This is a genomic window from Fibrella rubiginis (assembly GCF_017353185.1).
Classification (GTDB): Bacteria; Bacteroidota; Bacteroidia; order Cytophagales; family Spirosomataceae; genus Fibrella; species Fibrella rubiginis.
The window spans coordinates 242089-266784 of record NZ_JAFMYV010000011.1 but is presented as its reverse complement, the minus strand read 5'-3'; the positions used below and the strand labels follow the sequence as shown (position 1 = coordinate 266784).

At 53.0% G+C, this 24696-nt stretch carries 22 protein-coding genes; 15 read left to right on the top strand and 7 right to left on the bottom strand.

The features are described 5' to 3' along the window. Nucleotides 1–58 precede the first annotated feature (58 nt). The 8 genes from J2I47_RS20765 to J2I47_RS20730 all read left to right on the top strand — a co-directional run bounded on the left by J2I47_RS20765 (nucleotide 59) and on the right by J2I47_RS20730 (nucleotide 8586). Nucleotides 59–925, top strand: a complete 867-nt coding sequence (locus J2I47_RS20765) for a tetratricopeptide repeat protein (protein WP_207366520.1) — start codon at nucleotides 59–61, stop codon at nucleotides 923–925. 461 nt (nucleotides 926–1386) lie between these two features. After that, nucleotides 1387–2991, top strand: coding sequence for an Rne/Rng family ribonuclease (locus J2I47_RS20760; protein ID WP_207366519.1), 1605 nt, complete (start codon nucleotides 1387–1389; stop codon nucleotides 2989–2991). Nucleotides 2992–3289: 298 nt separating this feature from the next. Then, nucleotides 3290–3613: a DUF3467 domain-containing protein gene (locus J2I47_RS20755; RefSeq protein ID WP_207366518.1), complete on the top strand. Its 324-nt coding sequence runs from the start codon at nucleotides 3290–3292 to the stop codon at nucleotides 3611–3613. Between the two features lie 180 nt (nucleotides 3614–3793). Beyond that, a complete protein-coding gene (rpsL, locus tag J2I47_RS20750) occupies nucleotides 3794–4216 on the top strand; it encodes a 30S ribosomal protein S12 (protein ID WP_207334608.1) in 423 nt (140 codons plus the stop codon). Between the two features lie 159 nt (nucleotides 4217–4375). After that, nucleotides 4376–4843 (top strand): 30S ribosomal protein S7, encoded by a 468-nt coding sequence (rpsG, locus tag J2I47_RS20745; RefSeq protein ID WP_207334607.1) that lies wholly within the window; start codon nucleotides 4376–4378, stop codon nucleotides 4841–4843. Nucleotides 4844–5132: 289 nt separating this feature from the next. Continuing rightward, nucleotides 5133–6437, top strand: coding sequence for a serine hydroxymethyltransferase (gene glyA, locus J2I47_RS20740; protein WP_207366543.1), 1305 nt, complete (start codon nucleotides 5133–5135; stop codon nucleotides 6435–6437). Nucleotides 6438–6539: 102 nt separating this feature from the next. After that, entirely contained in the window at nucleotides 6540–7427 is an 888-nt protein-coding gene (gene tatC, locus J2I47_RS20735; protein ID WP_207366517.1) for a twin-arginine translocase subunit TatC, read from the top strand. Between the two features lie 151 nt (nucleotides 7428–7578). After that, the gene (locus J2I47_RS20730) at nucleotides 7579–8586 is read left to right on the top strand and encodes a M48 family metalloprotease (RefSeq protein ID WP_207366516.1); all 1008 of its coding nucleotides are present in this window, start codon (nucleotides 7579–7581) and stop codon (nucleotides 8584–8586) included. On the opposite strand, the gene J2I47_RS20725 is transcribed toward J2I47_RS20730, so the two are convergent. Continuing rightward, entirely contained in the window at nucleotides 8561–9973 is a 1413-nt protein-coding gene (locus J2I47_RS20725; protein ID WP_207366515.1) for a phosphatase PAP2 family protein, read from the bottom strand. The genes J2I47_RS20730 and J2I47_RS20725 overlap by 26 nt on opposite strands. Before the next feature lie 83 nt (nucleotides 9974–10056). Continuing rightward, nucleotides 10057–11304 (bottom strand): ornithine--oxo-acid transaminase, encoded by a 1248-nt coding sequence (gene rocD / locus J2I47_RS20720; protein WP_207366514.1) that lies wholly within the window; start codon nucleotides 11302–11304, stop codon nucleotides 10057–10059. A gap of 110 nt (nucleotides 11305–11414) precedes the next feature. Here rocD and J2I47_RS20715 point away from each other — a divergent pair, with 110 nt between their 5' ends. Both J2I47_RS20715 and rpmB read left to right on the top strand, forming a co-directional pair. Continuing rightward, entirely contained in the window at nucleotides 11415–11585 is a 171-nt protein-coding gene (locus tag J2I47_RS20715; protein ID WP_207366513.1) for a C1orf53 family protein, read from the top strand. Nucleotides 11586–11645: 60 nt separating this feature from the next. Continuing rightward, on the top strand, nucleotides 11646–11885 hold the full coding sequence (gene rpmB / locus J2I47_RS20710; RefSeq protein WP_207366512.1) for a 50S ribosomal protein L28: 240 nt from the start codon (nucleotides 11646–11648) through the stop codon (nucleotides 11883–11885). Between the two features lie 156 nt (nucleotides 11886–12041). On the opposite strand, the gene J2I47_RS20705 is transcribed toward rpmB, so the two are convergent. Further along, nucleotides 12042–13325: an aspartyl protease family protein gene (locus tag J2I47_RS20705; RefSeq protein WP_207366511.1), complete on the bottom strand. Its 1284-nt coding sequence runs from the start codon at nucleotides 13323–13325 to the stop codon at nucleotides 12042–12044. 180 nt (nucleotides 13326–13505) lie between these two features. On the opposite strand from J2I47_RS20705, the gene tpiA reads away from it, so the two are divergent. Together tpiA and J2I47_RS20695 are read left to right on the top strand one after the other, a co-directional pair. Next, complete coding sequence (gene tpiA / locus J2I47_RS20700; protein ID WP_207366510.1) at nucleotides 13506–14264, top strand: triose-phosphate isomerase; 759 nt, start codon at nucleotides 13506–13508, stop codon at nucleotides 14262–14264. After that, nucleotides 14264–14770, top strand: coding sequence for a cupin domain-containing protein (locus J2I47_RS20695; protein ID WP_207366509.1), 507 nt, complete (start codon nucleotides 14264–14266; stop codon nucleotides 14768–14770). Before tpiA ends, J2I47_RS20695 begins: the two co-directional genes overlap by 1 nt. A 195-nt stretch (nucleotides 14771–14965) precedes the next feature. Here J2I47_RS20695 and J2I47_RS20690 read toward each other — a convergent pair whose 3' ends face one another. Beyond that, the gene (locus J2I47_RS20690) at nucleotides 14966–15745 is read right to left on the bottom strand and encodes a 3-keto-disaccharide hydrolase (protein ID WP_207366508.1); all 780 of its coding nucleotides are present in this window, start codon (nucleotides 15743–15745) and stop codon (nucleotides 14966–14968) included. A gap of 184 nt (nucleotides 15746–15929) precedes the next feature. Here J2I47_RS20690 and J2I47_RS20685 point away from each other — a divergent pair, with 184 nt between their 5' ends. Genes J2I47_RS20685 through J2I47_RS20675 form a run of 3 tightly spaced genes read left to right on the top strand, consistent with a single transcriptional unit; the run spans nucleotide 15930 to nucleotide 18841 of the window. Further along, nucleotides 15930–17030, top strand: coding sequence for a hypothetical protein (locus J2I47_RS20685; RefSeq protein ID WP_207366507.1), 1101 nt, complete (start codon nucleotides 15930–15932; stop codon nucleotides 17028–17030). Continuing rightward, the gene (locus tag J2I47_RS20680) at nucleotides 17023–17595 is read left to right on the top strand and encodes an RNA polymerase sigma factor (protein ID WP_207366506.1); all 573 of its coding nucleotides are present in this window, start codon (nucleotides 17023–17025) and stop codon (nucleotides 17593–17595) included. Before J2I47_RS20685 ends, J2I47_RS20680 begins: the two co-directional genes overlap by 8 nt. Beyond that, nucleotides 17576–18841 carry a hypothetical protein gene (locus J2I47_RS20675; RefSeq protein WP_207366505.1) on the top strand — a complete coding sequence of 422 codons (1266 nt, stop codon included), beginning with the start codon at nucleotides 17576–17578 and terminating at the stop codon, nucleotides 18839–18841. Before J2I47_RS20680 ends, J2I47_RS20675 begins: the two co-directional genes overlap by 20 nt. 125 nt (nucleotides 18842–18966) lie before the next feature. Here the strand turns inward: J2I47_RS20675 and J2I47_RS20670 are convergent, their stop codons facing one another. From J2I47_RS20670 to J2I47_RS20660, 3 genes are all read right to left on the bottom strand, one after another. Next, nucleotides 18967–22287, bottom strand: a complete 3321-nt coding sequence (locus tag J2I47_RS20670) for a S41 family peptidase (RefSeq protein WP_207366504.1) — start codon at nucleotides 22285–22287, stop codon at nucleotides 18967–18969. A 93-nt stretch (nucleotides 22288–22380) separates the two neighbouring features. Further along, nucleotides 22381–22971: a gluconate 2-dehydrogenase subunit 3 family protein gene (locus J2I47_RS20665; protein ID WP_207366503.1), complete on the bottom strand. Its 591-nt coding sequence runs from the start codon at nucleotides 22969–22971 to the stop codon at nucleotides 22381–22383. Beyond that, on the bottom strand, nucleotides 22968–24692 hold the full coding sequence (locus J2I47_RS20660) for a GMC oxidoreductase (protein WP_207366502.1): 1725 nt from the start codon (nucleotides 24690–24692) through the stop codon (nucleotides 22968–22970). Before J2I47_RS20660 ends, J2I47_RS20665 begins: the two co-directional genes overlap by 4 nt. Nucleotides 24693–24696 lie beyond the last annotated feature (4 nt).

Below are 24696 nucleotides of genomic sequence, written 5' to 3'. Positions count from 1 at the left end.
GGCAACGGTTTCTGTCAGCCCAACCAACTAATTTTAAGCTGAAAGCCAGGCTAGAGGTATGAGAGCATCCACACTGTATGTGCTGGTAGCTACGGTTGGCTTAACTACTGGTCTGTATAGCCTGCCCCGCTGGGTAGTGCAGAACAAAACCAAGCAGATAGGCAATGCACCAGGCGGACATTCAACTGGTACGCCCGTGGCCGATTCTATGAACGTGGTAGCCAATACGGGTACCAAAGATGAATCGTCTATTGAGCACAATCAGCCGCTCACACCTGTTCAACAGAAGCAGGTAGAAGGGTTGCAACAGGCTTATGCCACCGCAACGCCCAATGTTCGTCAGGGCGCTGCCCAACGCTTAGTCGCTTTTTTTCGGTCAGTTAGCCGGTTCGATAGTGCCGCTCATTACACAGACGTTATCGCGCAGCTAGCACCTACTGAACAGAACCTTCTGCGCGCTGGGGATCAGTACTTCGAAGCATACGGGTTTGCGGTAGACGAGAAGAAAGTAGCTTATCTGGGTCAGAAAACGCGGGAGCTTTACCAAAAAGCCCTTGAGAAGAACCCAAATCTGCTGGCGGCAAAAGCCAATATGGCAATGACCTATGTGAACACGCAAACGCCGATGCAGGGTATTATGCTGCTACGCGAAGTGCTTCAACAGGACCCAACCAATGAACTGGCTTTATTTAACCTGGGTATGCTATCCATGCGCTCAGGACAATACAGTAAAGCCATTGATCGGTTTCGACAAATTTTGGTTAATGATCCTGCCAATCGGCGAGCCCAGTTTTATTTGGGCGTAAGCCTGGTAGAAACAAATCAAAAGGAGGAGGCCAGGAAAGTATTAGCCGACGTAAAAGCCAACGAAAAGGATCCGCAAATTCAGGCGGCAATCAAGGAGTTGGAAGAACGGGTAAAATAGAGTTTTTGATTTTCCAGTTTGGCGTTTATAGTTGGCTTGCGTAGGAGCCTGCTTGCGCAAGCCAAATACAAACGCCAAACTGGAAAATCAAAAACTCAAAAAAATAGGGCTTGCCGAGTGGCTGGCCGACACCTAGTTTAACATATTAACCCCACAGCATTATGCCTTGCGGAAAGAAACGGAAGCGGCACAAGATTGCCACTCACAAGCGGAAGAAACGGCTAAGAAAAAATCGGCACAAGAAGAAGTAGTTTACAGTTTTCAGTTTAGCGTTTTCAGCGGTCCACCGCTGTAGTTGCTTCGCTGAGGTAAGCACTGTCCTCAGGCGGAGCAACCGCAGCGGTGGACCGCTGAAAACGCTGAACTGAAAACTGTAAACTCCCTTTTAAGAAGCCCCGCCGTCTTTTGCGTGCGTGGCTTCTTTGTTTTATTATACGCCATTCTAACCGTGCCATCAGCTTGTGAGCAACGAAATAGTTATCAGTTCGACTCAAAAAGGGGATCGGATTGCTCTGTTGCAGGATAAGCGCCTGCTGGAGTACCACCTCGATGAGTCGGAAAGCAGTTTTACGGTTGGCGATCTATATTTAGGTACCGTTAAGAAGTTGTCATCAGGCCTCAACGCGGCATTTGTCGACGTGGGCCACGAAAAAGACGGGTTCCTGCATTATCAGGATCTTGGTCAGCACATCAACTCCCTAAACAAGTTAACTAAAGACGTAATCGCCAAACGTGTCAATACGGGTCGGCTGTCGGGTTTCGACATGGAGCCGGACATTGAAAAGATCGGAAAGATCGATAAAGTATTGACCAAAGGGCAGCCCATTTTGGTGCAGGTGGTAAAAGAACCCATCTCAACCAAAGGACCACGCCTCTCATGCGACATTTCCATTGCCGGTCGGTATCTGGTTCTGGTGCCTTTTTCAAACGGGGTAAACCTCTCTAAGAAAATAACCGACCGGGGCGAACGAAACCGCCTTTTGCGACTGATGTCGTCTATCAAACCCCAAAATTTCGGTGTCATCGTGCGAACGGTGGCGCAGGGAAAAGAGGTGGAGGAACTCGATAGCGACCTTCAGAATTCGATTGACAAGTGGGACCGCGCCATGCAGACCCTCCGCGACGCTAAACCCCGTGACCGGGTGTTGAGCGAAATGAACCGCGCCTCGTCGATCCTGCGTGACATGCTGAACGAATCCTTTGACAGTATCACCGTTGATACGCAGGAGAGCTTCAATCAAACGCGCGAGTTCATCCATACAATTGCCCCGGAGAAAGAGAAAATTGTCAAACTCTTTACGGGCAAGACAAAAATGTTTGAGGCCCTTGGGCTGGAAAAACAAATCAAGTCGCTCTTCGGCCGGTCGGTTAGTTTGCCGGGTGGTGGGTACCTGATCATCGAGCATACCGAAGCGCTGCACGTTATCGACGTCAACAGCGGTAATAAATCCAACTCGGAAGAAGATCAGGAGGCTACTGCTATCAGCGTGAACCGCGAAGCCGCCCGCGAAATTGCCCGTCAGCTTCGGTTGCGCGATATGGGAGGGATCATTGTTATCGACTTCATCGACATGAAGAAAGCCGATAACAAGAAGATGATCTTCGACATTATGCGCGAAGAGATGAAAGGCGATCGGTCGAAGTTTACGATTCTGCCCCTAACCAAATTTGGTTTGATGCAGATCACCCGGCAGCGGGTGCGGCCCGAAATGAACATTGTGACGCGGGAGGTGTGCCCCACCTGTGGCGGTACAGGTACCATTCAGGCCAGTGTACTCATTACGGATGTAATTGAGGGTAACCTGGACTATATCCTGACTAAACAAAACGAGCGGGGCATTCAGATCGTCCTGCACCCTTTCCTACACGCCTATTTCACCAAAGGGTTGCTTTCAAAACAGCGGCAATGGTTTTTAAAATACAAAACCTGGGTTACGCTTGTTAAGGACAGTTCGCTGGGAATCACCGAATTTAAGTTCCAGAATAAATCTGGCGACGAGATTGAATTGGCAGGTACGGCTGTTCCTGCTCCTATGACGTCTGCACCAGCGCAGGTGGACGCCTAAAAAGGCGATAACAAAAAAAGGAATCCTAACCAGATTCCTTTTTTTGTGTGAAAAAGCCTGCCTATCACTGCGGGCTTACCGCTACCTCAAAACGGAGTGCCGCCGTTGGTGCTTCAACGAGTATTTTGTATCTTTGTTACCATACTTGATATATCAAGTATTTTTCATGTGAAAACAATGGTTGTGCTCTGGCCTTCCTTGTTTATAGTTTCAACCTTCCCCACTTGTAAAGGTCAGCCCTGACACCCCTGGTGTCAGGGTTATTTTATTGCCGGTATTTATACCTTATTTTTGACTGATGGAACAGCAGAATTTTAACAACGACGGTTCAATCGACGTTGAGCTAAGCGAAGAAATTGCCGAAGGCGTTTATGCCAATTTGGCCATGATTGCCCATTCAAATAGCGAATTCATTGTCGATTTTATACGGCTGATGCCCGGCGTACCGAAGGCTAAAGTAAAATCACGCATTATTCTGACGCCCGAACACGCTAAACGCTTGCTCTTGGCGCTGAAAGAAAATATTCGTAAGTACGAAGAAAGTTTCGGCAATATCAGCCAGCCCGACGATACATTTCGTTTTCCCAGCGGCGGCTTCGGGGGGCCGGTAGGGGAAGCGTAAAAAGTTGGCAATAGGTAGTAACAGTGGGCAGAAAAGATCTATGCATGCGTGAATTGGCTTGCGTCAGCTTTTCTGCTTATTGCCGCTGCCTACTGCCAACTTTTTTTGCTACCTTTGCAGTCCGATTTTTCGGGATAGGCGCAAGGGGTTGCGTCTGGCAAGTCTTATAAACAAACAGTAATGCCTACCATACAACAGTTAGTCCGCAAGGGCCGCGAAAAGCTGGATTTCAAATCGAAATCACCAGCCTTGGACGCCTGCCCACAGCGCCGGGGTGTATGCACGCGCGTGTACACCACCACCCCAAAGAAGCCAAACTCGGCTCTTCGGAAAGTTGCCCGTGTTCGTTTGTCGAACGGGAAAGAAGTTAACGCCTACATTCCGGGTGAAGGCCACAACCTGCAGGAGCACTCGATCGTGCTGATTCGCGGTGGCCGGGTGAAAGACCTTCCGGGTGTTCGTTACCACATTGTTCGGGGTGCCCTGGATACGGCTGGCGTGAGCGGCCGTCTGCAAAGCCGCTCGAAGTACGGTGCCAAACGGCCCAAGCCAGGTCAGGCTCCGGTTGCCAAAAAAGGCGCTCCAGCTAAGAAGAAGAAGTAAAGGGATTTACGACTTACGATGTACGAATTACGATTTGTTGCTTACGCAAGTAAGCTCAGGCGTAAGCAACAAATCGTAATTCGTACATCGTAAGTCGTAAATTTTTCCACTGCCCGTTGCAAGAGTACGGCAGAGTAAGAGCAATCTGAAGACATACAAATGAGAAAGTCAAAACCACCCAAGCGTTACGTATTGCCCGATCCTAAATACAAGGAGGTGCTGGTAACCAAATTTGTTAACAACTTAATGTACGAAGGCAAGAAGTCGCTGTCGTATGCAATCTTCTATGATGCCCTGGAAGTGGTGGGGAAACGCACCAGCGAAAACGGCCTCGACGTGTGGAAGAAAGCATTGAACAACGTAATGCCCTCGGTTGAAGTAAAGAGCCGTCGTGTTGGTGGAGCTACCTTCCAGGTACCTACCGAAGTACGCGCTGACCGGAAAGTCTCGGTAGGCATGAAATGGCTGATCCGTTTTGCGCGTTCACGCGGTGAAAAGACAATGGTTGATCGGCTCGCTGCCGAAATCGTTGCCGCTGCCAAGGGCGAAGGTGCTGCCGTTAAAAAGAAAGACGATACGCACCGTATGGCCGAAGCTAACAAAGCGTTCTCACACTTCCGGTTCTAGTCAATACACTGGCCCAAAGACATGGCAGTCAGCTAGTTATCTGTTGCTAATGTCTTACCCCTTGGCCACGTACTTGAACCAAAGCAGTGTATCATTTCAAAAAGGCCTCTCGTTATGAACGAGAGGCCTTTTTTCATACCGGCCAAATCGCATCTGCCCGAAACGCCGTACCTTTGAAACAGTTTTCAGTTTGTAGTTTTACAGTTTTCAGTTCGTTTGCAGCCAGGCAAAAATAGTCGATATGGCAAACTGAAAATGGCAAACTGAAAACTGTAAACTCATGCAAAAGATGACAACCACTACCTCTCGTACCCGCGACACCCAGATTTTTGATCTGATTGCCAAAGAACAGCACCGGCAGGAGTCGGGTATTGAACTGATCGCCTCCGAAAACTTTGTATCACCACAAGTGATGGAAGCCGCCGGCAGTGTGTTGACCAATAAATACGCCGAGGGGCTACCGGGTAAGCGGTACTATGGTGGCTGCGAAGTAGTTGACGAGGTAGAACAGGTTGCTATTGATCGGGTGAAAGAACTGTTTGGCGCTTCGTGGGCTAACGTGCAACCGCACTCTGGTGCCAACGCCAACACGGCCGTTTTTCTGGCTGCTCTCAAGCCAGGTGATACCATTCTGGGCTTCGACCTAAGCCACGGTGGGCACCTGACCCATGGGTCGCCGGTGAACATTTCGGGTAAATATTTCCGGCCAACGTTCTACGGTGTAGAGCGTGAAACAGGAGTTATCAATTACGATGTGGTGGAAGAAACCGCCCACCGCGAAAAGCCCAAAATGCTCATTTGTGGTGCTTCGGCTTATAGTCGTGACTGGGATTACGAACGTCTGCGTGCTATTGCCGATTCAGTAGGGGCACTTATGCTGGCCGACGTAAGCCACCCGGCGGGGCTGATTGCCAAAGGGCTTCTGAACGACCCGCTGGCTCATGCGCACATTGTAACTACTACCACGCACAAAACGTTGCGCGGTACGCGGGGTGGCCTGATTATGTTACGCAACGATTTCGAAAACCCGTTTGGCATCAAAACGCCTAAAGGTGAGTTGCGGATGATGTCGTCGCTGCTCGATTCAGGGGTGTTTCCGGGCACGCAGGGTGGTCCACTGGAACACATTATTGCGGCGAAAGCTATTGCGTTTGGTGAGGCCCTGACCGACGAGTTTTACGAGTATGCTGTTCAGGTGAAAGCCAACGCTCAGGCCATGGCGAGTGCATTTGTGGAGAAAGGCTACCAGATTATTTCGGGTGGAACAGACAACCACCTGATGCTGATCGACCTGCGAACGAAAGGCGGACAAGCTACGAACCTGACGGGCAAACTGGCCGAAAACACGCTGATCAAAGCCGACATAACGATCAACAAAAACATGGTGCCGTTTGACGACAAATCGCCCATGGTTACATCGGGAATGCGGGTTGGCACGGCGGCCATGACTACACGGGGCATGAAAGAAACCGACATGACCCAAATTGTGCATTATATTGATGAGGTACTGACTAACCACGATAACGAGGCCAAAATCAGTACCATTAAGACAGAAATTAATGCCTGGATGAAGGCATTTCCGTTATACGCGTAATAATTGCGAATGAGTGAATGAGCGAATGAGTGAATAAAAAAGGCTCGCGCAGCAGACCGAACTATTCACTCATTCACTCATTCACTCAATCACTCATTAGTTATGGCATTAGATCAGGCATTTGACCAACGGGGTTACGACGAGGACGAAGACGAGGCGGGCGAAAGCAGCGATGGTACCGAAATGACGTTCCTTGAACATTTGGAGGAACTTCGGTGGAATCTGATTCGTGCATTTGCGTCCATTTTCGTTTTTGCTATCATCGCGTTTATTTATATCCACGAGATTTTTGATAAAGTCATCCTGGCCCCGTCGCGGCCCGACTTTTGGGCGTATCGCCAACTTTGCCGCCTGTCTGATTTGACAGGTTATGCTGATCTGTGCGTGAAAAAACTGGACTTCCAGTTGCAGGCGTTGGGTATGTCTGACAACTTCACGATGGGCATCACAATCTCGTTTATCATTGGTCTGGCATTTGCTTTTCCGTATGCCTTCTGGGAAATCTGGCGATTTATTAAGCCGGGATTGCGTATCACCGAAAAACGCGCTGCTCGTGGTGCTGTTTTCTATGTATCCTTTCTGTTTCTGACGGGCCTTCTCTTCGGTTATTTCGTTGCTTCGCCACTGGCAATCAATTTTTTGGCCAACTGGCAACTATCGCCGGAGATCAAAAATCAGTACGATATCACGTCTTACATTTCTATTCTGGCTACGCTATCGCTGGGTTGTGCTCTGATGTTTCAGATGCCCATGATTGCTTTTGTGCTGTCGAAAGTGGGTGTGTTGACGCCGGCGTTCATGCGCACATTCCGCAAACATGCCTGGATCGTTATCCTAATCGTGGCGGGCATCATCACCCCATCGCCCGACGTGTATAGCCAATTGTTGGTTGCTTTCCCGCTGGTCATTCTTTACGAAATAAGCATTCTGGTGTCAGCCTCTATTCAGCGGGCACGGCTGAAAGAATCACAAGAGTTGATGAACAGCTAGTCGGCAACTTATTTGTTTCCGAGGGTCAGCAAACGGAGTTTGCTGACCCTTTTTTTGTTCTGGCGAAACCCATTATCAGTCGATAATGAACGAGCGGCAAGTTTCGTTTTTACTATACGGGTACGTATACCCGACGAAAAAACGTTCATTCATGAAGTATACCTTGTTGATATTGCTGACACTGGTTAACAGTCTACTTGTGGCGCAACCCAATAAGCCGCAACCCACCGTTTTCGTCTGTAATTATACGGGTGTGCGAACCCCGTCAATTGAATGCAGCTATGATCCGCAAGCGACCAGCATTGCCCATGCCGGACGGGTGGTAGACCGTATTTTGAAGCCTATCGGGCTGATGCGCAATTTCAAAGTCATGGAATGTGCCAATACGCAAAACTGCTTTGCCGCCGTGCAAAACGGTCAGCGCTACATCATCTATGATGCTGCGTTTATGCAGCAACTGGAAGACGCCACCGAAACCGACTGGACTGCTACCAGCGTGATGGCGCATGAGATTGGACACCATTTGCAGGGCCACACCCTCACCACAGGCGGCAGCACGCACCAGAAAGAACTGGAGGCAGACCGGTTTTCGGGCTTTGTTCTGCACCAGCTTGGCGCCACGCTCGACGAATCGCTGGTAGCTATCCGGGCCATTGGTGCTGTATATGCATCAGCTACACACCCTGCCCGTGCCACACGACTGGAGGCCATCCAGAAAGGGTGGGCAGAGGCCGATGCCATTTATCCACGTACCAAACCAGTGACGCCCAGTCGCCTGGCAGCACCGGCAACTGCCAAAGAATCATCAGAACCAAGAAAAAGCGGTGCTGAATCCGTGGCCGGCATTGTGCCCACACTGGTAACGCAACGGTATGAAAATGGTCAGGTTAAATACAAGGGTGGGGTGCTTATGAACCTAAGAACGGGTTATGGCACCTATTACTACCCCAACGGCGACCGCTACGCTGGGCAATTTGCCTATGATCAGCCTCATGGTAAGGGCACTTATTACTTTGCCGATGGCGACCGGTTTGTAGGTACGTTTCGCAATGGCAAACGCACCGGCTTCGGTACGCTGTTTACCGCCGATGGTGACGTAGAGGAAGAAGGAAATTACGTGAATGACGTAGTGGTTACCGCTTCCAGCGAAAAGCGTTGATGTTGTGGCCGATTTTGGTGCCTTCGGCCAGTCCTACTTCATTGTCGTGGCGAGTGTGTATACCGCCTAGCAGTCTTGAGTAGGCACATTCTTTGGCTGCCTCCCAAAAGGAGGTGTAATGACGTGCTTCGTAGGTGACAAACCTCTGGTTGTAAGTTGGGTAATACGGGTTCTCAGTCAGTGATCGAAGGACGTAGTAGTCAGTTGGGGGCCGATTTGCGTGTGTATCGTCGGTAAACGAAAATGATTTTCCATAAAGCGCAGTAAGCACAGCGGCGGTAGCAGCCGACTGAACCGCATGGCCTGAATAAAAAGAAGGAAAGGGCGGTTCCAAAAAGAACGGAAGCCACTTACCTGTCAGCTGATTGAGGTGCAGATTAGCCTGAATAAACGAGGAGGGCCGCTCAACCATATAATGGAACTTTGTTTTCCAGCAGCATACAAATGCATCCGCCACGGCCATGCCCACACGGGCATAGGTTTCGGTTGCTTTTACCAAATCGGCCTTACCATTCCGGATGGCTATCGTTGCCAGATTATATGAATGGCCTGGAGGGGTGCAGGTCTGGGTAGGGTCATCACCCCACCACATCACCATGCTTCGTTCACTCTCTGTCAACGTATTGTGGCAGGTATATACCTCTTTATACTGACGGTAATAGGCACTGCTACTGTCGGTTGAGTAGGTGAGGGGTTTAGGCAATGGCAACAGGCTGTTGCGCCGGGAAAAGGTGCGGTTATTGCCCCAGTCAGGATGCATGGGTATTTTGGTATTCGACTGGCCTATGATTGGAGGCACCCATAAGCCTGTTCCAGTTGGGCGGTTATAGGTGGTGGGGAAGTTTCTGTCACATCCCTGATGGCCGCCATCACTCACTGACCATGCATAAATTCGGGCGGCCACGGCCTGTCCGAACTGCTCTGACCGCGCTACCACGTCGGGTGGCAATGAGGCTGCATACTGCTCATGAATTACGCCGGCCAGGGAGTCAATGAGTGGGGCTCTTCTGGTGTAGGCATACATTGATTTAAGCATAAATGCCTGACCGGCATTTAGGGCCAGTTCCCAGCAGTAGTCTTTGCTCAAGTTTGGTTTGGGGAGCGCCAGCGTGTCTACTACGCTCCGGATGACCGACTGATGGGTTGCTGACGAATACACGACGGTTTCGTACATAGTCAGCCCCAGATACCCCAGCGCCCGTGAGCAGTAGGTAGGCGTATTTTGGGGCGCCTTCGTGACCACCTGTATTGTCAGGTCGGCCCACCTTGTAGCCACTGACGCGTCGGAAAGGATGCGGGTGGCGCTGGGCTTCGGTGATGTTGCACTGGCAAGGTACCAGCCAAAACAAATGGCAATAAGTCCAATCTGGCGAGTATACGTTGACATACTATACCATAAACGAATACGTGTGTTCAACGTTAAACAGCAAAAATTTTGCCAGTAAAGGTGTTACACTGCCTCACTCTAGGCTAAAATCCCTTTACTGTCTTCTCAATGATGTCACACGCTTCATTCATTTGTGCTTCGGTAATCACCAGGGGAGGAGCGAAGCGAATCTTGTCGCCGTGGGTAGGTTTGCAGAGCAGGCCATTGTCGCGGAAGCGCAGGCACAATTCCCAGGCGGTTTCTTCGCCATATTCGGGGCGTTCCTTAATCACAACGGCATTGAGCAGTCCTTTGCCACGCACTAGTTGAATCAGATCGGTGTCGGCGCGAAGCGCGTTCATGCGGTGACGGAAAAGCTGCCCCATGGCTTCGGCGTTTTCAGCCAGTTGCTCATCCTGTACGACATCGAGTGCGGCACGGGCCACAGCACAGCCCAACGGATTACCGCCAAACGTGCTGCCGTGTTCGCCGGGGCGGATCGTGAGCATGATTTCATCTGAAGCCAGTACCGCCGAAACGGGCATGACACCCCCGGAAAGGGCTTTTCCGAGCACCAATATATCGGGCTTTACCTCTTCATGATCACACGCCAGGCGGCGACCGGTGCGGCCAATACCAGTCTGTACTTCGTCGGCAATAAAGAGCACGTTGTAACGGGTGCATAGATCACGTACGCCACGCAGATAGCCCTCGTCGGGAACTAGTACCCCTGCTTCGCCCTGGATGGGTTCGACCATGAAACCCGCAATATTGGGGTTAGCCTGAAAGGCTTTTTCCAGCGAGGCAAGGTCATTATAGGGTACAAGCTGATAGCCAGGCAGCAGCGGACCATAGTCGTTGGTGCTGCTGGGATCGGTAGATGACGAGATGGCAGCCAGGGTACGGCCCCAGAAATTGCCTTCTGCAAAGACCATAACGGCCTGGTCCTGCGCAATGCCTTTCACTTTGTAAGCCCACTTACGAGTCAGTTTCAAGGCCGTTTCGCCCGCTTCCACGCCCGAATTCATCAGCAATGTTTTGTCATAGCCGAAATACTGGCAGAGGTACTGCTCGGTTTGCCCAAGCTGGTCGTTATGAAAGGCCCGTGAGGTAAGCGTAAGGCGTTGAGCCTGCTGCATGAGGGCCGCAATAATGCGCGGATGGCAATGTCCCTGACTGACAGCACTATAGGCCGACAGAAAGTCGAAATAACGTTTCTCGTCAACATCCCAGACAAAGACACCTTCACCCCGCGCAAGCACAACGGGCAGTGGATGATAATTGTGTGCACCGTACTGGTCTTCAAGTTGAATAGCCTGTTCGGCCACGGAAGTGGGCGTGAATAACGTCATACTAAAAATTTCTTGAGGGGAAATGCCGGGTGTAGCCAATTTGTCAAAACCATTGTCATAAACAGCCTGTTGACTGGTTGAAATTACCCAATTTAACGTAACCGTACAAGATGACCAAATCGCAGCAGAAGAAGCAAAAACTGCCCGGGTTAGCCGATGAGGACTATTATTTCACTGAAGCGGGCTTTGTGGTGTTCACAGCAGCTTACCACACCAAGCGTGGCTATTGCTGTAAGAACGGGTGCCGTCATTGTCCGTACGGCTTTAAAAGGGAAAAATAGTTTGCACATTTACAGCCTTTTCCGCAATTTTGCACCCTCATAAGGAAAACGAGTACAGTTATGGCCAGAGTTTGTCAAATCACCGGAAAGCGGACGCAGGTTGGAAACAACGTGTCGCACGCCAACAACAGAACGCGGCGTAAATTTTTCCCCAACCTTCAAAAGAAGCGGTTCTTCGTTGAATCGACTGGGGAGTGGATCACGCTGAAAGTTGCGACGTCGGCCATCAAGACTATCAACAAGAAAGGTCTGGAAGCAACGCTCGTAGATGCCTACAAAAAGGGCACATTGTCGCTCTAAGCGACCGTAGCACCGGCATGGTGCACGTCCAATAAGGCCTCTTTCCTAATCAGAAAGGGGCTTTTTTAATGGCTAAGGTTTAGCGTTTGAAGTTGGCTAGCGCGAGGATACGCCTGCGCAAGCCAACTTCAAACGCTAAACCTTAGCCATTAATCATTAGATAATGCGTTTCAGGGCAAAATTGGCCACCACAATCCGGCCCGAACGGCGCACCACCATGGTTACTTCCTTGCCTTCGCCCCGTTGCAGGGTCTTGTAGATATCGCTGATGCTCAGTGTAGCGGCTAAGTCGCTGTTTACAAACAATAGTTCATCGCCTGCCTGCAGACCAGCCAGTTCGGCGGGTGATTGACTGGCAATCTTTTCAATGACGTATGTGCGAAGATCATTGCCGCGGGCCTTTAGCTCCAGTCCACTCATGTCGTGTTCAAACCGTTCGCGTAGCAGGCTCCTGACGGGTTTTAGCACGATGTATTGTTCGGGGTAATTGAACGTAACCCGGAAACGCCGTAACAGCTCGCAGCCAATGTTACCCTGCCGGTCGGTCGTGTTCACGAGCTTCATACCAAAAGAAGCACTGTCGGGAAACGACGCAATGACATCGACCAGTTGATGTCGGCCTAGTTTCAGTCCTTCAATGCGTCCCAGGCTCCCGTTGATAACCCCGTTGAGTCCCCGGCCCAGTTGCGCCCGGATCACTTTTTCGGGGCGGGGCAAGGCACATTCCCGCTGTTGGCCGTCGAGCATAAGGGCGTGGCCTGCGCCAGTATCCAGGACCACACGCAGAGGCACGGTGCGGTCGCCGCTGAGCTGAGCGGTAATGTCGAGGTAGGGTTTGGTATTTTGAACGAGGATAGGGTAGCGGTCGCCGAAGCGTTTTTTGTAGCTGTATTTTTTGGGTTCAGTCAATGTCAGCTCGCGGGTTCGGAAATCGATGGTGACCACAAACTGACTGAAAAGTTCATAGCCAAAAATGCCGTGAATAGGAATGCCCACGTACTCCGACAGTCGCAACACATCGTCGTTGAGAATAACCAGGTTCTGATGGGCGGCCCGCAGGATGCCCATACTCAACCGGTTGTCGATAGAGACAGAGGCTGTAAGCTGGACACCTTCGCCTACACCGCTGAGCTTTACCTGCCGGGTCAACTTCAAAGGTTGGCGGCGTAGGGCAAGGGGGTCGGTAATGATGGTGTTGCTGACACCGGTATCAAGAATGAAGTTGAGCGTGTCTGAATCGTTGACCCGCATTTTCAGGATAATCAGGTTAGAGTGTAATTCGAATGGTAGCCGAACTACTGAATGGCCTTTGGCGAGGTAGTACCCAAATCGCTCAACGTCGGGATCGGGGCGGTCTTTGCGGGGAGCAAATGAGTGCCTGCCTGCCTGGGCTATTCCCCAGACGACCAGCATCATCAGCAGCAAACCGACCCGTTTCATGATTCCTTTATATATACCAGAAATTTACTATTAAAAATCAGATTAATCTACAAAAAGTTGCACTGTATTCTACTGATTTAGATGGCTTTATCAGGTTCGGACTAAAACACGTATTTTCGCCCACCCCAGGCCCTTTTGCCGGGCGAATGAACTACAGATTTACTTAGCTTTTTTAGCCACATGCGGAAGAAAATTGTTGCCGGTAACTGGAAAATGAACAAAACAGCCGACGAAGGTTTGGCCTTGGTGTCGGAAGTGGTAAATATGGTCAGCGCTGAAGTGACCGCCCCGGTTACGGTGGTCGTGTGTCCACCAGCCCTGTACCTAACTACCTTCAAATCGTACCTGACCGGCGACAAACTGGCTCTTGGTGCCCAAAACTGCCACGAAAAAGCAGCGGGCGCGTATACGGGCGAAATTTCGGCACCCATGCTGAAATCGGTGGGGGTACAATACGTAATTCTGGGCCACAGCGAGCGGCGGCAGTATTTCGGCGAAACCAATGCACAACTGGCCGAGAAAGTAAACATAGCGCTGGAAAACGGCCTGATACCCATCTTCTGCTGCGGTGAGTCGCGGGAGATGCGCGAAACGGGTGATTATGTGGGCTTTGTAAAAAACCAACTTACCGAAAGCCTGTTCCACCTCTCGGCCGAGCAGATGGCCAACGTCGTGATTGCTTACGAACCCATTTGGGCCATTGGAACAGGGTTAACGGCCTCATCGGCGCAGGCGCAGGATATGCACTTTGCGCTTCGGCAGCACCTAGCAGGCCAATTTGGTGATGAGGTAGCCCAAAACACCAGCATCCTTTACGGCGGTAGCGCCAACGCCCAAAACGCCCAGGAACTGTTTGGTCAACCCGATGTGGATGGAGGCCTTATTGGCGGGGCGTCGCTGAAATCGCGTGATTTTCTGACGGTAGTGAAGGCCGCCTGATGACTGCGGCCGGTTATATCGCCGCGCTAAACCTGCAACCGCATCCGGAAGGCGGCTACTACGCGCAAACGTATCAGGCTACTGAACAGATGGCGCGTGAGGCCCTGCCCCGTCGGTTTGGTGGTGACCGCGCGTTCAGTACGGCGATTTATTTTCTGCTCGAAAACCATAACCGGTCTACCCTGCACCGAATTCAGAGCGACGAGGTGTGGCATTTCTATGCCGGTGGTCCGTTACAGATTTATGTCATTACCCCCAAAACGGGTGAGCTAAACACGATCCGGCTGGGCAATCGGATGGACCGGGGCGAGGTGTTTCAGGCTGTAGTACCGGCAGGTTGCTGGTTTGGTTCGAAACCCATTGGTGACGTCGATGCGCCGCCATTTTCTTTGGTGGGCTGCACAGTAGCCCCCGGCTTCGATTTCGCCGATTTTGAGTTGGCTGAGCCAGAGGTTATGCTGGCGCAGTATCCGCAACATAGTGGGGTGATCCAGTTACTCCGGTAATATAAAGGTGTGAGCCTCGCGCTGGTGTGGGCTGACGCGAGGCCCTTCAACAAGCTCAGGGTGACAGGTCACTAGGACAATCCTCTTGAGTTGATTCAAAGTCGGTGTCACCCTGAGCTTGTCGAAGGGCCTCGCGTCAGCCCACACCAGCGCGAGGCTCACCGCAGTAGTTAACTCACCTACTTCACCGCATCATCAAAACGCAATATCCGTGTTGTTCTGCTTCAGGTCCAGCGGTTTGATCCAGATGTTGCGGTACATTACATCATGCCCTTCGGCCTGTAGCTTAAGGCCTGCTGGTGCGTCGGTGATGCCTTTGCCACCGTCATTACCCCCATCAACACCCGATTTTGGTCCTCCCCATACCTGGTTGATGGTCTGTTTGGTGTGTACTTTCTTGCCGTTAAAATACATCGTCACCTGCGCCGGTTCGGTGCGTTTACCATCGGTGAAGCGGGCGGCACGGAATACGATGTCATAGGCATTCCACTTGCCTATACCAGCGTAGGCGTAGTAGGGTGAGGGCGATTCATTAATTACCGCGCCAAGACCATGGGTGGTGGTGTCACCATCAAAAATCTGAATTTCGTAGCGGTTCTGGAGGTATACGCCGCTGTTGCCGCCTGCCTTGGGCACCAGGAATTCAACGTGGATGCGGGCGTCTTTAAACTCGTCTTTCGTGACAATATCGGCTGAGCCATATTTGCCGCCCGCCGAGGTTGGGTCATTACTGCTCATGGCCGAACCACCATCAACGGGGTCTTTCACGATCTGCCATTTAATGGGCATAGCGGCGGCAAAACCCGGCCCCTGCCAATACATCCAGTTTTTGTCGAGGCTTTGGCGCGTGCCGTCGAAGTAAACTTTAGCACCTTTTGGGGCCTTGGTACCAAGGCCAACCTGGGCGTTGGCGGTGAGTGTCACCGTGAGGGCAAGGGCAGTGGCGAATAATGAGGAAACAGTGGCTTTTTTCATATGCGAAAAGGCGTTGGTAAACGGATCTATAGCTGGCCTGTGTGGCTAGTTTATGAAGGTGAAAGTAACGACTAAAGCATTTATAATACGCTGACTTAAATTCATTACAACGTTTACGTGGTTAACCCCAGCGTTTTCGCCATCACTTGCGTCTTAGTCAGCAGCAAATTAAGAAGGCTGTGTTATGAACAGGGAGAAGCAATCACTAATTGATATTCAGCGGGTTATATTGTTTGTGTGCGTCATTGGTCTGGGTAGCCAGTGCACACAACAAACAGTAGATAAGAAAGCCGACGGGCTGTGTCGAATAAAAATGGTAGACGAGTTGGAAACGATCACCGAAGGCGCAGCAACGCTCCAGACAAACACCCGCCGCACCACCTATGCATACACGGCCAACGGCGATCTTGCTCAGCAGTTGATCAATTATGAGCAGCGCGACAGCAAGAAGGTGATCAACACCTACTCGTATGACGAGAGCTATGCCTATGATGCGGAGGGGTATGCCATCACCCAGTTGTCGAAATCACAGTGGAAAACGGAGTACGATAGCGGAGAAATTATTGAACGCACAACGTATGTGTATGAAGCCGGTCGATTGAGCCAATCGGTACGGATGGTTACGGCACCCAACAATTCACAAGCGAAGATAACGCGTCAGTACAACTACGATGCTAGTGGTCAGCTTACCCAACTGCTTGAGCAGACTACCTACCCGAACCTGCCCGATTCGCTGCGAAAACAAACGCTCTATCCCGACGGCTATAGCACGACCTGGACTTACAAAGACGGCAAGGCCGCCGACTACGTATTGAAGACCAGTGGGATTGAAAAGCGGCCCTATACGCTACAGAACGGCCTGATTACACGGGCAGAAAACGACTTGTCGGGTTCCGCCAGCGTATATACCTACGACAGCCAACGGCGGGTTATCAAAGACGAATACTGGCAAAATGGCAAGCTGAAATATTACACCGAATACGTTCCGTCGGCAGCGAAATTGACGACGCAGTCGTTGCCCGTTATGAAAGGATTTCCGATCATAACAAATCCAAACGGGGAAAGAGCAGCATGGGCTAGTTATAAAACATACTGGCGTTATGATCTGAATACCTCTACCTTCTACCTAACCAGCGATGCCCAGACGCAGTATAAGCTGACGGGAGCAGGATATACGCAGTTGGCAGAAACAACGGATACCCAGCGTAACAGCTACCCCGTGCCACCAACACCCCGCATTCGCAAGAACACGCAGACCTATACTTACGACGGCGCTTGTGACTAACGCAACCACATCCAGCCTGATTGAAGGGTGTCGCCGTCGGCAGGAGGCGGCTATGAGTGCGTTCTACGCCCGGTTCTACGGGTACGCGCTGTCGGTTTGCCTGGCCTATGCCAACGACCGCGAAGATGCCCGCGAACTACTCAACGACGGTTTCCTGAAGGCTTTTGGTCGAATAAGCGACCTTAAAAATGAAGCGTCAGTGAAGCCGTGGCTGCGAAAAATCATGGTCAACACGGCTATTGACCATTACCGAAAAAAGAAGCTTCCTACCACCGTGTCGACCGAACAGATTGAACAAACGGTGGCCGAGCCGTATCAGAACGACGAGGCTATTTTGGCGCAATTATCTGCCGATCATATCCTGGCGGTGCTGCACACGCTGCCCCCGGCCTACCGCATGGTGTTCAGCCTGAACGTGCTGGACGGCTACGCCCACCGTGACATTGCCGAACAACTCCACATCACCGAAAGCACCTCCCGCGCCCACCTCACCGAAGCCAACCGACTGCTACGCCGCGCCCTGGCTTCTCAAACGAACCTAAGCCATGAACGAGCTAAACGATAAGCCCCTTAACGACCGGATGCGGCGGTTGCTCGACGACTACGAACCCAACATTGATATCGACGAGCTAACCGTTGACTGGCGGCTGCTTCGTCCCCGACTGTTTCCGCACCGACAACGGCCCCTGGTCTGGTTCTGGACACTGGTATTGATTGGGCTGCTGGGTGGCCTGGGTTGGTATGGGTTAATTGGCAAACGGCCGGAAATAAGCCCTGTAGTCCTGAAAAAGCCCGTTTCGGTTCCTGAACGAACATTAATTCCTGACCATTCACTACCTGTAGCAACAGTCAGTGTGCCTCAAAAAGTACCGGTATCAAAGGCCGTTGTGATCCGTCGCCAAACGGTGAGGCGCGTAGTTGATACCGATGTTTCGGTACAGCCTGAACAACCCAATCTGCCCGAAAAAATAGCGGTAAAAGAAACCTACGTTGCAGCCGACGTTGGGCAGATAACTGGTGTTCGGATGGTGAAAACGGCAGCACACGAATGGCCAACTGTAGCTCACCGAACCTTGTCGCCGCCTGAACAGGCGCTGGAAGACAAATTGCTTTCCGGGGTTATTGAAGCCGATTCGACGGTGTTTGCTGCGTTGTCGCGTAACCTTCGGCAATGGCCCAACTCGGTTATTGTCTGCGACTTAACTACTAGTATGGACCCCTACGCCGCCCAGATTTATGCCTGGTTTCGGCGCAACGCCAAAAACCCGCAGGTACGGGGTGTGGTCTTCTTCACCGACTGCGACAGCCTGGGGCAGGAAACCCGCCTCAATGGCCCACCGGGTGCGTTTTTCACCACTCGTGAACGGGACCCCCGTGCGGCGCTGCCCACTCTGCTGGCGGCAGCCCGCAACACGCAGAACAACCGCAACAGCGACGAGAACGTAGTTGAAGCGCTACGCTATGCGCAACGCACCTTTCCCGAAAGCAGACACCTGATCTTGCTGGCCGACAATGGCAGCGGCGTGAAAGATATGCCCCTGCTGCCCGGCCTGACCAAGCCTGTTCACGTCATTGCCTGTGGCCCGCCCCTCAATAATGCTCATGCTTTCCAGGACGATCAATACCAGATAGCCCGACAAACCGGTGGTTCGGTGCATACGCTGGACGACGATGTCGAACCCAGCCAGGTCTCCAGGGGCACATTCGTCCGCGTCGGCAAGTATTATTACCGCTACAGCCCCCGCAAAAACCGCTTCGTGAAAACCCATTTCGAACGCAGACCAATCCGGGTGCTGGGGGTGAGGCTGTGAAAAGGGATTTTGGATTGCGGATTTGGGATTTCGGATTGTTGCTGGCGCGAACGTATGTAGCGCAGGTTCCAGTCGGGGGCGTAAGCAACAATCCGAAATCCCAAATCCGCAATCCAAAATCCCTTTTATTCCACCGCTCTCCGGTCTGGCTTGGGGGCGGGGAGTCCGGCCACAGGGGCTTTCTGGAGTTGGGCCTGCACTACCTCGATGGCTTTTTCCAGTTGGGGGTCGGCACCGTTCTGGCTTAGTTTGGGCAACATCTCCACCTCAATGTCGGGAGCCACGCCGGCGTTTTCAATTTCCCATTTTCCGTCGGGGCTGTAGATACCAAAGCTCGGTGACGTCACCGAGCCGCCGTCCATTAGTGTAGGGTAACCCGAAATGCCCACCAGACCGCCCCAGGTGCGTTTGCCGATGATCGTGCCCAAACCCCGGCGGCGGAAAAACGCAGGTAGCGCATCACCACCCGACCCGGCATATTCGTTCACCAGCATCACTTTCGGCCCGTAGATTGACGCGGCAGGGCTGGTAAATGGCTTGCCTTCCCGCGACGACCAGTAGCTGAGCAGTGGCCGGTTTAGCATATCGACCACGTAGTCGGCCACAAAGCCGCCGCCGTTGAACCGCTCGTCGACAATCACGGCCTGCTTATCGACCTGACTGAAATAGTAGCGGTTGAAGTAGTCATAGCCCTGCTGACCTGTGTTGGGCAAATACACATAGGCTACTTTGCCACCCGTGGCCGCGCTCACCTTGCGGCGGTTGCCCTCCACCCAATCCATCAACCGGAGGCCAGTTTCTTCGGCAATAGGTACTACCGTCACCTGCCGACTGCCCACCCCGGTGGGGTTGGATCCAACGGTCAGCGTCATTTGCCGATCTACGGTGTTTTCGAGAAATTGATACACATTGTCGGTGGCCGACAGGGGCCGCCCGTTGATGGCCAGCAGGTAGTCGCCTGCCTGTACGCCCACACCCGGTTCGGTGAGGGGCGCACGGAGGGAGGGGTTCCAGTTTTCGCCGTTAAACACTTTTTTGAACCGGTATTTTCCGTTAACCAATTCATAGTCAGCACCCAGCATGCCAACGGGAACGGGTTTGCTGTCGGGAATGTCGCCGCCGCGCACGTAGTTATGCCCCACCACCATTTCGCCCATCATCTCGCCGATAAGGTAGTTCAGGTCGGCGCGGTGCGCTACGTGGGGCAGGAAGGGAGCATATTTGGTTTTCACCGCCTGCCAGTCGGCCCCGTGGTAGTTGGGCATGTAGAAATAATCGCGCTCAATGCGCCAGAACTCGTTCACCATCTGCGCCCATTCGTGGCGGGGGTCAATAAGGGCCTGCAACGACGTCATGTCTACTTTGCCGTCGCCGGGAGCGGGTTTACCCGTCACGTCGATGATGCCGTATTTGTCTGTGCCGGCCATGTAGAGCAGTTTTTTGCCATCGGCAGAGACCACATAATCAGCCACTTCGGGCATCAGCAGCTCGTTTTTGCGCTCTTTAAAATCGAACCGGTAGAGGCTCGGTTTGGCGGCGGCGGGGGTGTAGCCAACGTAGAAGAGTTTGCTACCGTCGGCGGCCGTCAGTTTGCCCATACTGCCTGCTGGCACCGGCAGGGCCACAATCCGCTGACCAATATTGGGTAGATCGATCACCGTGCGGGGCACGTTTACCACCGCACTGGTTGTGGCCGAGGTGGGTGCCGCAAGGGTAGCGGTTTTGGCTTTCGATGCTTTCAGCGTGGTGTCGCCGGCGGGTTTGGCGGGGGTATCGCTTCCCTTTTCCTCGTCCGATTCGGGCGAAAACGGGCTGGGGTCTTTGGCGTTGAGCACCACGGCATAAATACTCTGCGTAACCAGGCCGCGCCGGTCAAGCCCAGCCATATCGAGCCACGCAAAAGAAGCACCTACGTTGGTACTGGCCGTGAACATCAGGTACTTACCGTCGCGACTAAACGCCAGACCGTCGGTATGGCTGGCCCCGTCGGTTACGGGCGTGGTGGTACCCGACGCCAGTTCATAGAGGTGAACGCGGTTGAGGTAGTTATCCATTTTCCGCGAAAAAGCTACCCATTTCGAGTCCGGCGACCAATCGGCTTCGATGCTTGAATTGGGACCATAGGTATCGGTGGTGATTTTAACGGGCTTGCGCGTGGTCATGTCCATGTACCAGAGGTTCAGCTTCTTGTCCTGATAAAGCAGCTTCTTTCCGTCGGGCGACCATTTGTCGAGGGTATAAAACGAGGGGTCGCCCAGCGAAATGGCTTCAGACGGTTTGTCGCCTTTGGCATCGCGGAGCATCAACTGGTATTCGCCCGATTGGTCAGACACGTAGGCAATGCGGCTACCGTCGGGCGACCACAGCGGGTTGCGGTCGTGGGCACCATCGCTGCCGGTAAGATTGCGCCAATCGCCTTTTTTCGAGGGTAGCGTATAAATGTCGCCGCGGGCTTCCACCACCGCCCGCACGCCCGTGGGTGAGAGGTGCATGGCCCGAACCATGCTGCCAACGGGCTTCCAGCTGGGCCGCATCGTGAGCATATCGGGCTGAATGGCAATGCGCAGGGTCTGTGTTTGCCCGGTTGCAGGCTCCAGCATGTGCAGCCGCCCGGCCTGTTCATAGACCAGTTGCTGCCCGTCTGTGCCCAGGTTTTTTACGTCGAAATCATCGTGCTTTGTCACCTGTCGTACCTGTTTAGTGGCGCGGTCGTAGGCAAAGACGTTCATGGTCCGGTTACGGTCTGAGAGAAAATAGACCGTGTTGCCTACGTACACAGGCTGCACATCCGACGCGTTCTCGTGCGGAATAAGCTCAAAATCAAGTGTTTGTAGGTTCAGCAGCCGGATAGGCGTGGTCATGCCGCCCCGGTAGCGCTTCCAGGTACCGAAAGCGTCGGTGATGATGCTGTAGGCCAGTTCCTTGCCGTCGGGCGATAGTTTGGCCCAGTTGCCCGTCATCGGCACAGGGAGGGCCTGTGGTAGTTCGGCGTTGAGCGACACGGTAAACAGCTTGGGCGACCGCGCCACCGCCGACTGCGCATTGGACACAAACAAGACCCGCTGCCCATCGGCCGACCAGCCCTTGACTGCGTCGGCGCTGGGGTGGAACGTCAGGCGACGAGGCATGCCGCCATTCAGGCCAACCACATACACGTCGGTATTGCCGTCGTAGGTAGCAGTGAAGGCAATCTGCTGCCCATCGGGCGAAAACAAGGGACCGGTTTCGGGACCGGGGGCCACCGTGAGGCGGCGGGGCTGCGACCCGTCGCGGTTGGCTACCCAGAGGTCGCCACCGTAGCTAAAGGCTATGTGGGTTTTAGACAGGCTGGGTTGCCGTAGCAACAGGGTCTCATCAGTGGCCTGAGCTACAGCGTAACCTGATAGCAAAACGCCAAGAAGCAGCGTCAGAGATCGACGGGCAAAAGAAGCTAAAGTGGGGGTCATACACACGGAGGGAGAAGTGCATTATCAGGAAAAACGAAAATACACCATCTTCCGCAATCGTGGTTTGCTTATAGTATCAGCGGTAGAAGGCGCTCACTCATTCCAGGCATGCTGCCCATTCAGGGGCATACAGGGTATGTAGGTACCCGGAACCGGATCATAGGCCAGGATGGTCTTACCCACTTTCTCGCTGGTGTAATAACCCATCAGCGTCAGGCTTTTGAGGCGGCGGAAGAAGGCGGGCGGACCAGACGGTTTCAGCGTGATGCCCCACAAAGAGGGTGGCAGGGGCGGGGCCTCCTGGTCCAGTTTCAGCAAAAATGCCTCACGCTGGGCGGGGGTGCACTCCACAAAGGATTTGCCGTTTTCAGCTTCGCAACGGTCTTCCATTGCGGCCAGGCCGGTCAGGAAATCAGCCTGGTCTTTCTCGCCGAGCAAATCATGTAACATCTTGTCGACGAACTGCGGCACGCCCAGCTCTTTGGCGCCTGGCGTGGTCGTTTTGGGTAAAATCGTTTCTGTGATTTCGGCAATCGTGTTTGCCTGACTGTCGGACAAAAAAATAGGTTTCCAGGTCAGGTGGGCCGTTTTCGAGCACGCCACAAATGTCTCTGTCAAGGCCGAGGCTGACACGGTATAGCCCATAAACAGGGCTGCGTTTTTAAGGGCGAGGCGGCGGTTCATAGGTCGGTTTTGTTTAAGGCTTTGGTGGCGAAATCAACAGCGCGGGCAGTGAGAGCCATGTAGGTAATAGATGGATTCACGCACGATGATGACGTCATGCACGACCCGTCGGTTACGAAGACGTTGGGTACGCCGTGGACCTGGTTGTTGCCATTCAGCACCGACGTTTTCGGGTCGCGGCCCATGCGGGCAGTGCCCATCTCGTGAACGCCCACGCCAATACCGCCTGAATAATCAAAGGTGCTGATATTCCGGAATCCCGACGCCTCCAGCATTTCGGCAGCATCGGCCATGATCTGCTTGCGCATGGCCAGTTCGTTCTGCTTGAACTCGGCATCGAAAACCAGCGTGGGCAGGCCCCATTGGTCTTTTTGGGTAGGGTGCAGCGTCACTTTGTTGTCGTGGTAAGGTAGCACTTCGCCGAAACCCATCAGGCCCATACCCCAGCCGCCCGGCTTAAACAAGGACTCTTTAAACGCTGCTCCCACGCCGGGTGTGTTCACGCCGCTGCCCCAGTTGCCCCGGCCTGCGCCAGCCCCCTGGTAGTCGTAGCCCCGCAAAAAATTCGGATTTTTCGATTGTTCATCCAGATTCACGTAGCGGGGAATAAACAGCCCCGCCGGCTTGCGACCTTTGTAATACTGATCCTCGAAGCCGTCGTAGCTGCCCATGGCCCCCACGTGGTAGTGGTGATCCATGATGTTATGGCCCAATTCGCCACTGTCGTTGCCCAACCCATTGGGGTAACGCGTAGAGGTGGAATTGAGCAAAATCTGCGTTGTCGCCATCGACGAGGCACAGCAGAAAATGAGGTTGGCGTAGAACTCGGTCATTTCTTTCGTCTCCGAATCAACCACCCGCACACCCGTAGCCCTGTTGGTTTTCTCGTCGTAGATGAGCGAATGCACCACCGAATGCGGCCGGATGGCAAAGTTGCCCGTGCGGTTGGCCGCAGGCAGCGTGGCCGCATTGCTGCTGAAATAGGCCCCGTACGGGCACCCCCGCGAACAGCGATTCCGATTTTGGCACTGTCCCCGGCCCAGTTCCAGGTGCCAGGGTTGCGGGTCGGTCAGGTGGGCTACCCGGCCCGGCGTAACGTGCCGATTACCGTATTTCTTTACCATGGCCTGTTTAAAGTGCGTTTCCAGGCAGTTAAGGGGGATCGGCGGCAGAAACACGCCGTCGGGCAGGTGATCGAGGCCAAGTTTTTCGCCGCTGATGCCCACGAATTTCTCTACATAACTATACCAGGGGGCAATGTCTTTATAACGAATGGGCCAGTCTACGGCGATGCCTTCACAGGCGTTGGCGGTGAAGTCGAGGTCGCTCCAGCGGTAGCAGTGCTTGCCCCACGTCAGCGACCGCCCGCCGGTGTGGTTGCCCCGAATCCAGTCGAAGCGCTTGGTCTCGATATAGGGGTCTTCAAGATCGTTGGTGAAAAAATGTTTGGTGCCTTCACCCACAAAACCAATGCGGGTCTGGATATGGTATTTCTGCTGGTCGTCATGGCTGAGGGCACCCCGGTGTTCGAACTCCCAGTGGTCTTTCATCATGGTGGGGTAGTCTTCCACGTGATTGACCATGCGGCCTTTTTCCAGCACGAGTGTTTTCAGCCCTTTTTCGCAAAGTTCTTTCGCCGCCCAGCCCCCACTCATGCCTGAGCCAATGACGATGGCATCGTAACGGTGGGTTTTGTTGACGGTTGTGTTCAGGTTAGCCATTTGA

Excerpts from the sequence above, each read along its gene's own strand:
- J2I47_RS20765 (WP_207366520.1), top strand. The coding sequence starts at position 59 with ATGAGAGCATCCACACTGTATGTGCTGGTAGCTACGGTTGGCTTAACT.
- J2I47_RS20755 (WP_207366518.1), top strand. The coding sequence starts at position 3,290 with ATGGAACAGCAGAATTTTAACAACGACGGTTCAATCGACGTTGAGCTA.
- rpsL (WP_207334608.1), top strand. The coding sequence starts at position 3,794 with ATGCCTACCATACAACAGTTAGTCCGCAAGGGCCGCGAAAAGCTGGAT.
- rpsG (WP_207334607.1), top strand. The coding sequence starts at position 4,376 with ATGAGAAAGTCAAAACCACCCAAGCGTTACGTATTGCCCGATCCTAAA.
- glyA (WP_207366543.1), top strand. The coding sequence starts at position 5,133 with ATGACAACCACTACCTCTCGTACCCGCGACACCCAGATTTTTGATCTG.
- tatC (WP_207366517.1), top strand. The coding sequence starts at position 6,540 with ATGGCATTAGATCAGGCATTTGACCAACGGGGTTACGACGAGGACGAA.
- J2I47_RS20730 (WP_207366516.1), top strand. The coding sequence starts at position 7,579 with ATGAAGTATACCTTGTTGATATTGCTGACACTGGTTAACAGTCTACTT.
- J2I47_RS20725 (WP_207366515.1), bottom strand. The coding sequence starts at position 9,973 with ATGTCAACGTATACTCGCCAGATTGGACTTATTGCCATTTGTTTTGGC.
- rocD (WP_207366514.1), bottom strand. The coding sequence starts at position 11,304 with ATGACGTTATTCACGCCCACTTCCGTGGCCGAACAGGCTATTCAACTT.
- J2I47_RS20715 (WP_207366513.1), top strand. The coding sequence starts at position 11,415 with ATGACCAAATCGCAGCAGAAGAAGCAAAAACTGCCCGGGTTAGCCGAT.
- rpmB (WP_207366512.1), top strand. The coding sequence starts at position 11,646 with ATGGCCAGAGTTTGTCAAATCACCGGAAAGCGGACGCAGGTTGGAAAC.
- J2I47_RS20705 (WP_207366511.1), bottom strand. The coding sequence starts at position 13,325 with ATGAAACGGGTCGGTTTGCTGCTGATGATGCTGGTCGTCTGGGGAATA.
- tpiA (WP_207366510.1), top strand. The coding sequence starts at position 13,506 with ATGCGGAAGAAAATTGTTGCCGGTAACTGGAAAATGAACAAAACAGCC.
- J2I47_RS20695 (WP_207366509.1), top strand. The coding sequence starts at position 14,264 with ATGACTGCGGCCGGTTATATCGCCGCGCTAAACCTGCAACCGCATCCG.
- J2I47_RS20690 (WP_207366508.1), bottom strand. The coding sequence starts at position 15,745 with ATGAAAAAAGCCACTGTTTCCTCATTATTCGCCACTGCCCTTGCCCTC.
- J2I47_RS20685 (WP_207366507.1), top strand. The coding sequence starts at position 15,930 with ATGAACAGGGAGAAGCAATCACTAATTGATATTCAGCGGGTTATATTG.
- J2I47_RS20675 (WP_207366505.1), top strand. The coding sequence starts at position 17,576 with ATGAACGAGCTAAACGATAAGCCCCTTAACGACCGGATGCGGCGGTTG.
- J2I47_RS20670 (WP_207366504.1), bottom strand. The coding sequence starts at position 22,287 with ATGACCCCCACTTTAGCTTCTTTTGCCCGTCGATCTCTGACGCTGCTT.
- J2I47_RS20665 (WP_207366503.1), bottom strand. The coding sequence starts at position 22,971 with ATGAACCGCCGCCTCGCCCTTAAAAACGCAGCCCTGTTTATGGGCTAT.
- J2I47_RS20660 (WP_207366502.1), bottom strand. The coding sequence starts at position 24,692 with ATGGCTAACCTGAACACAACCGTCAACAAAACCCACCGTTACGATGCC.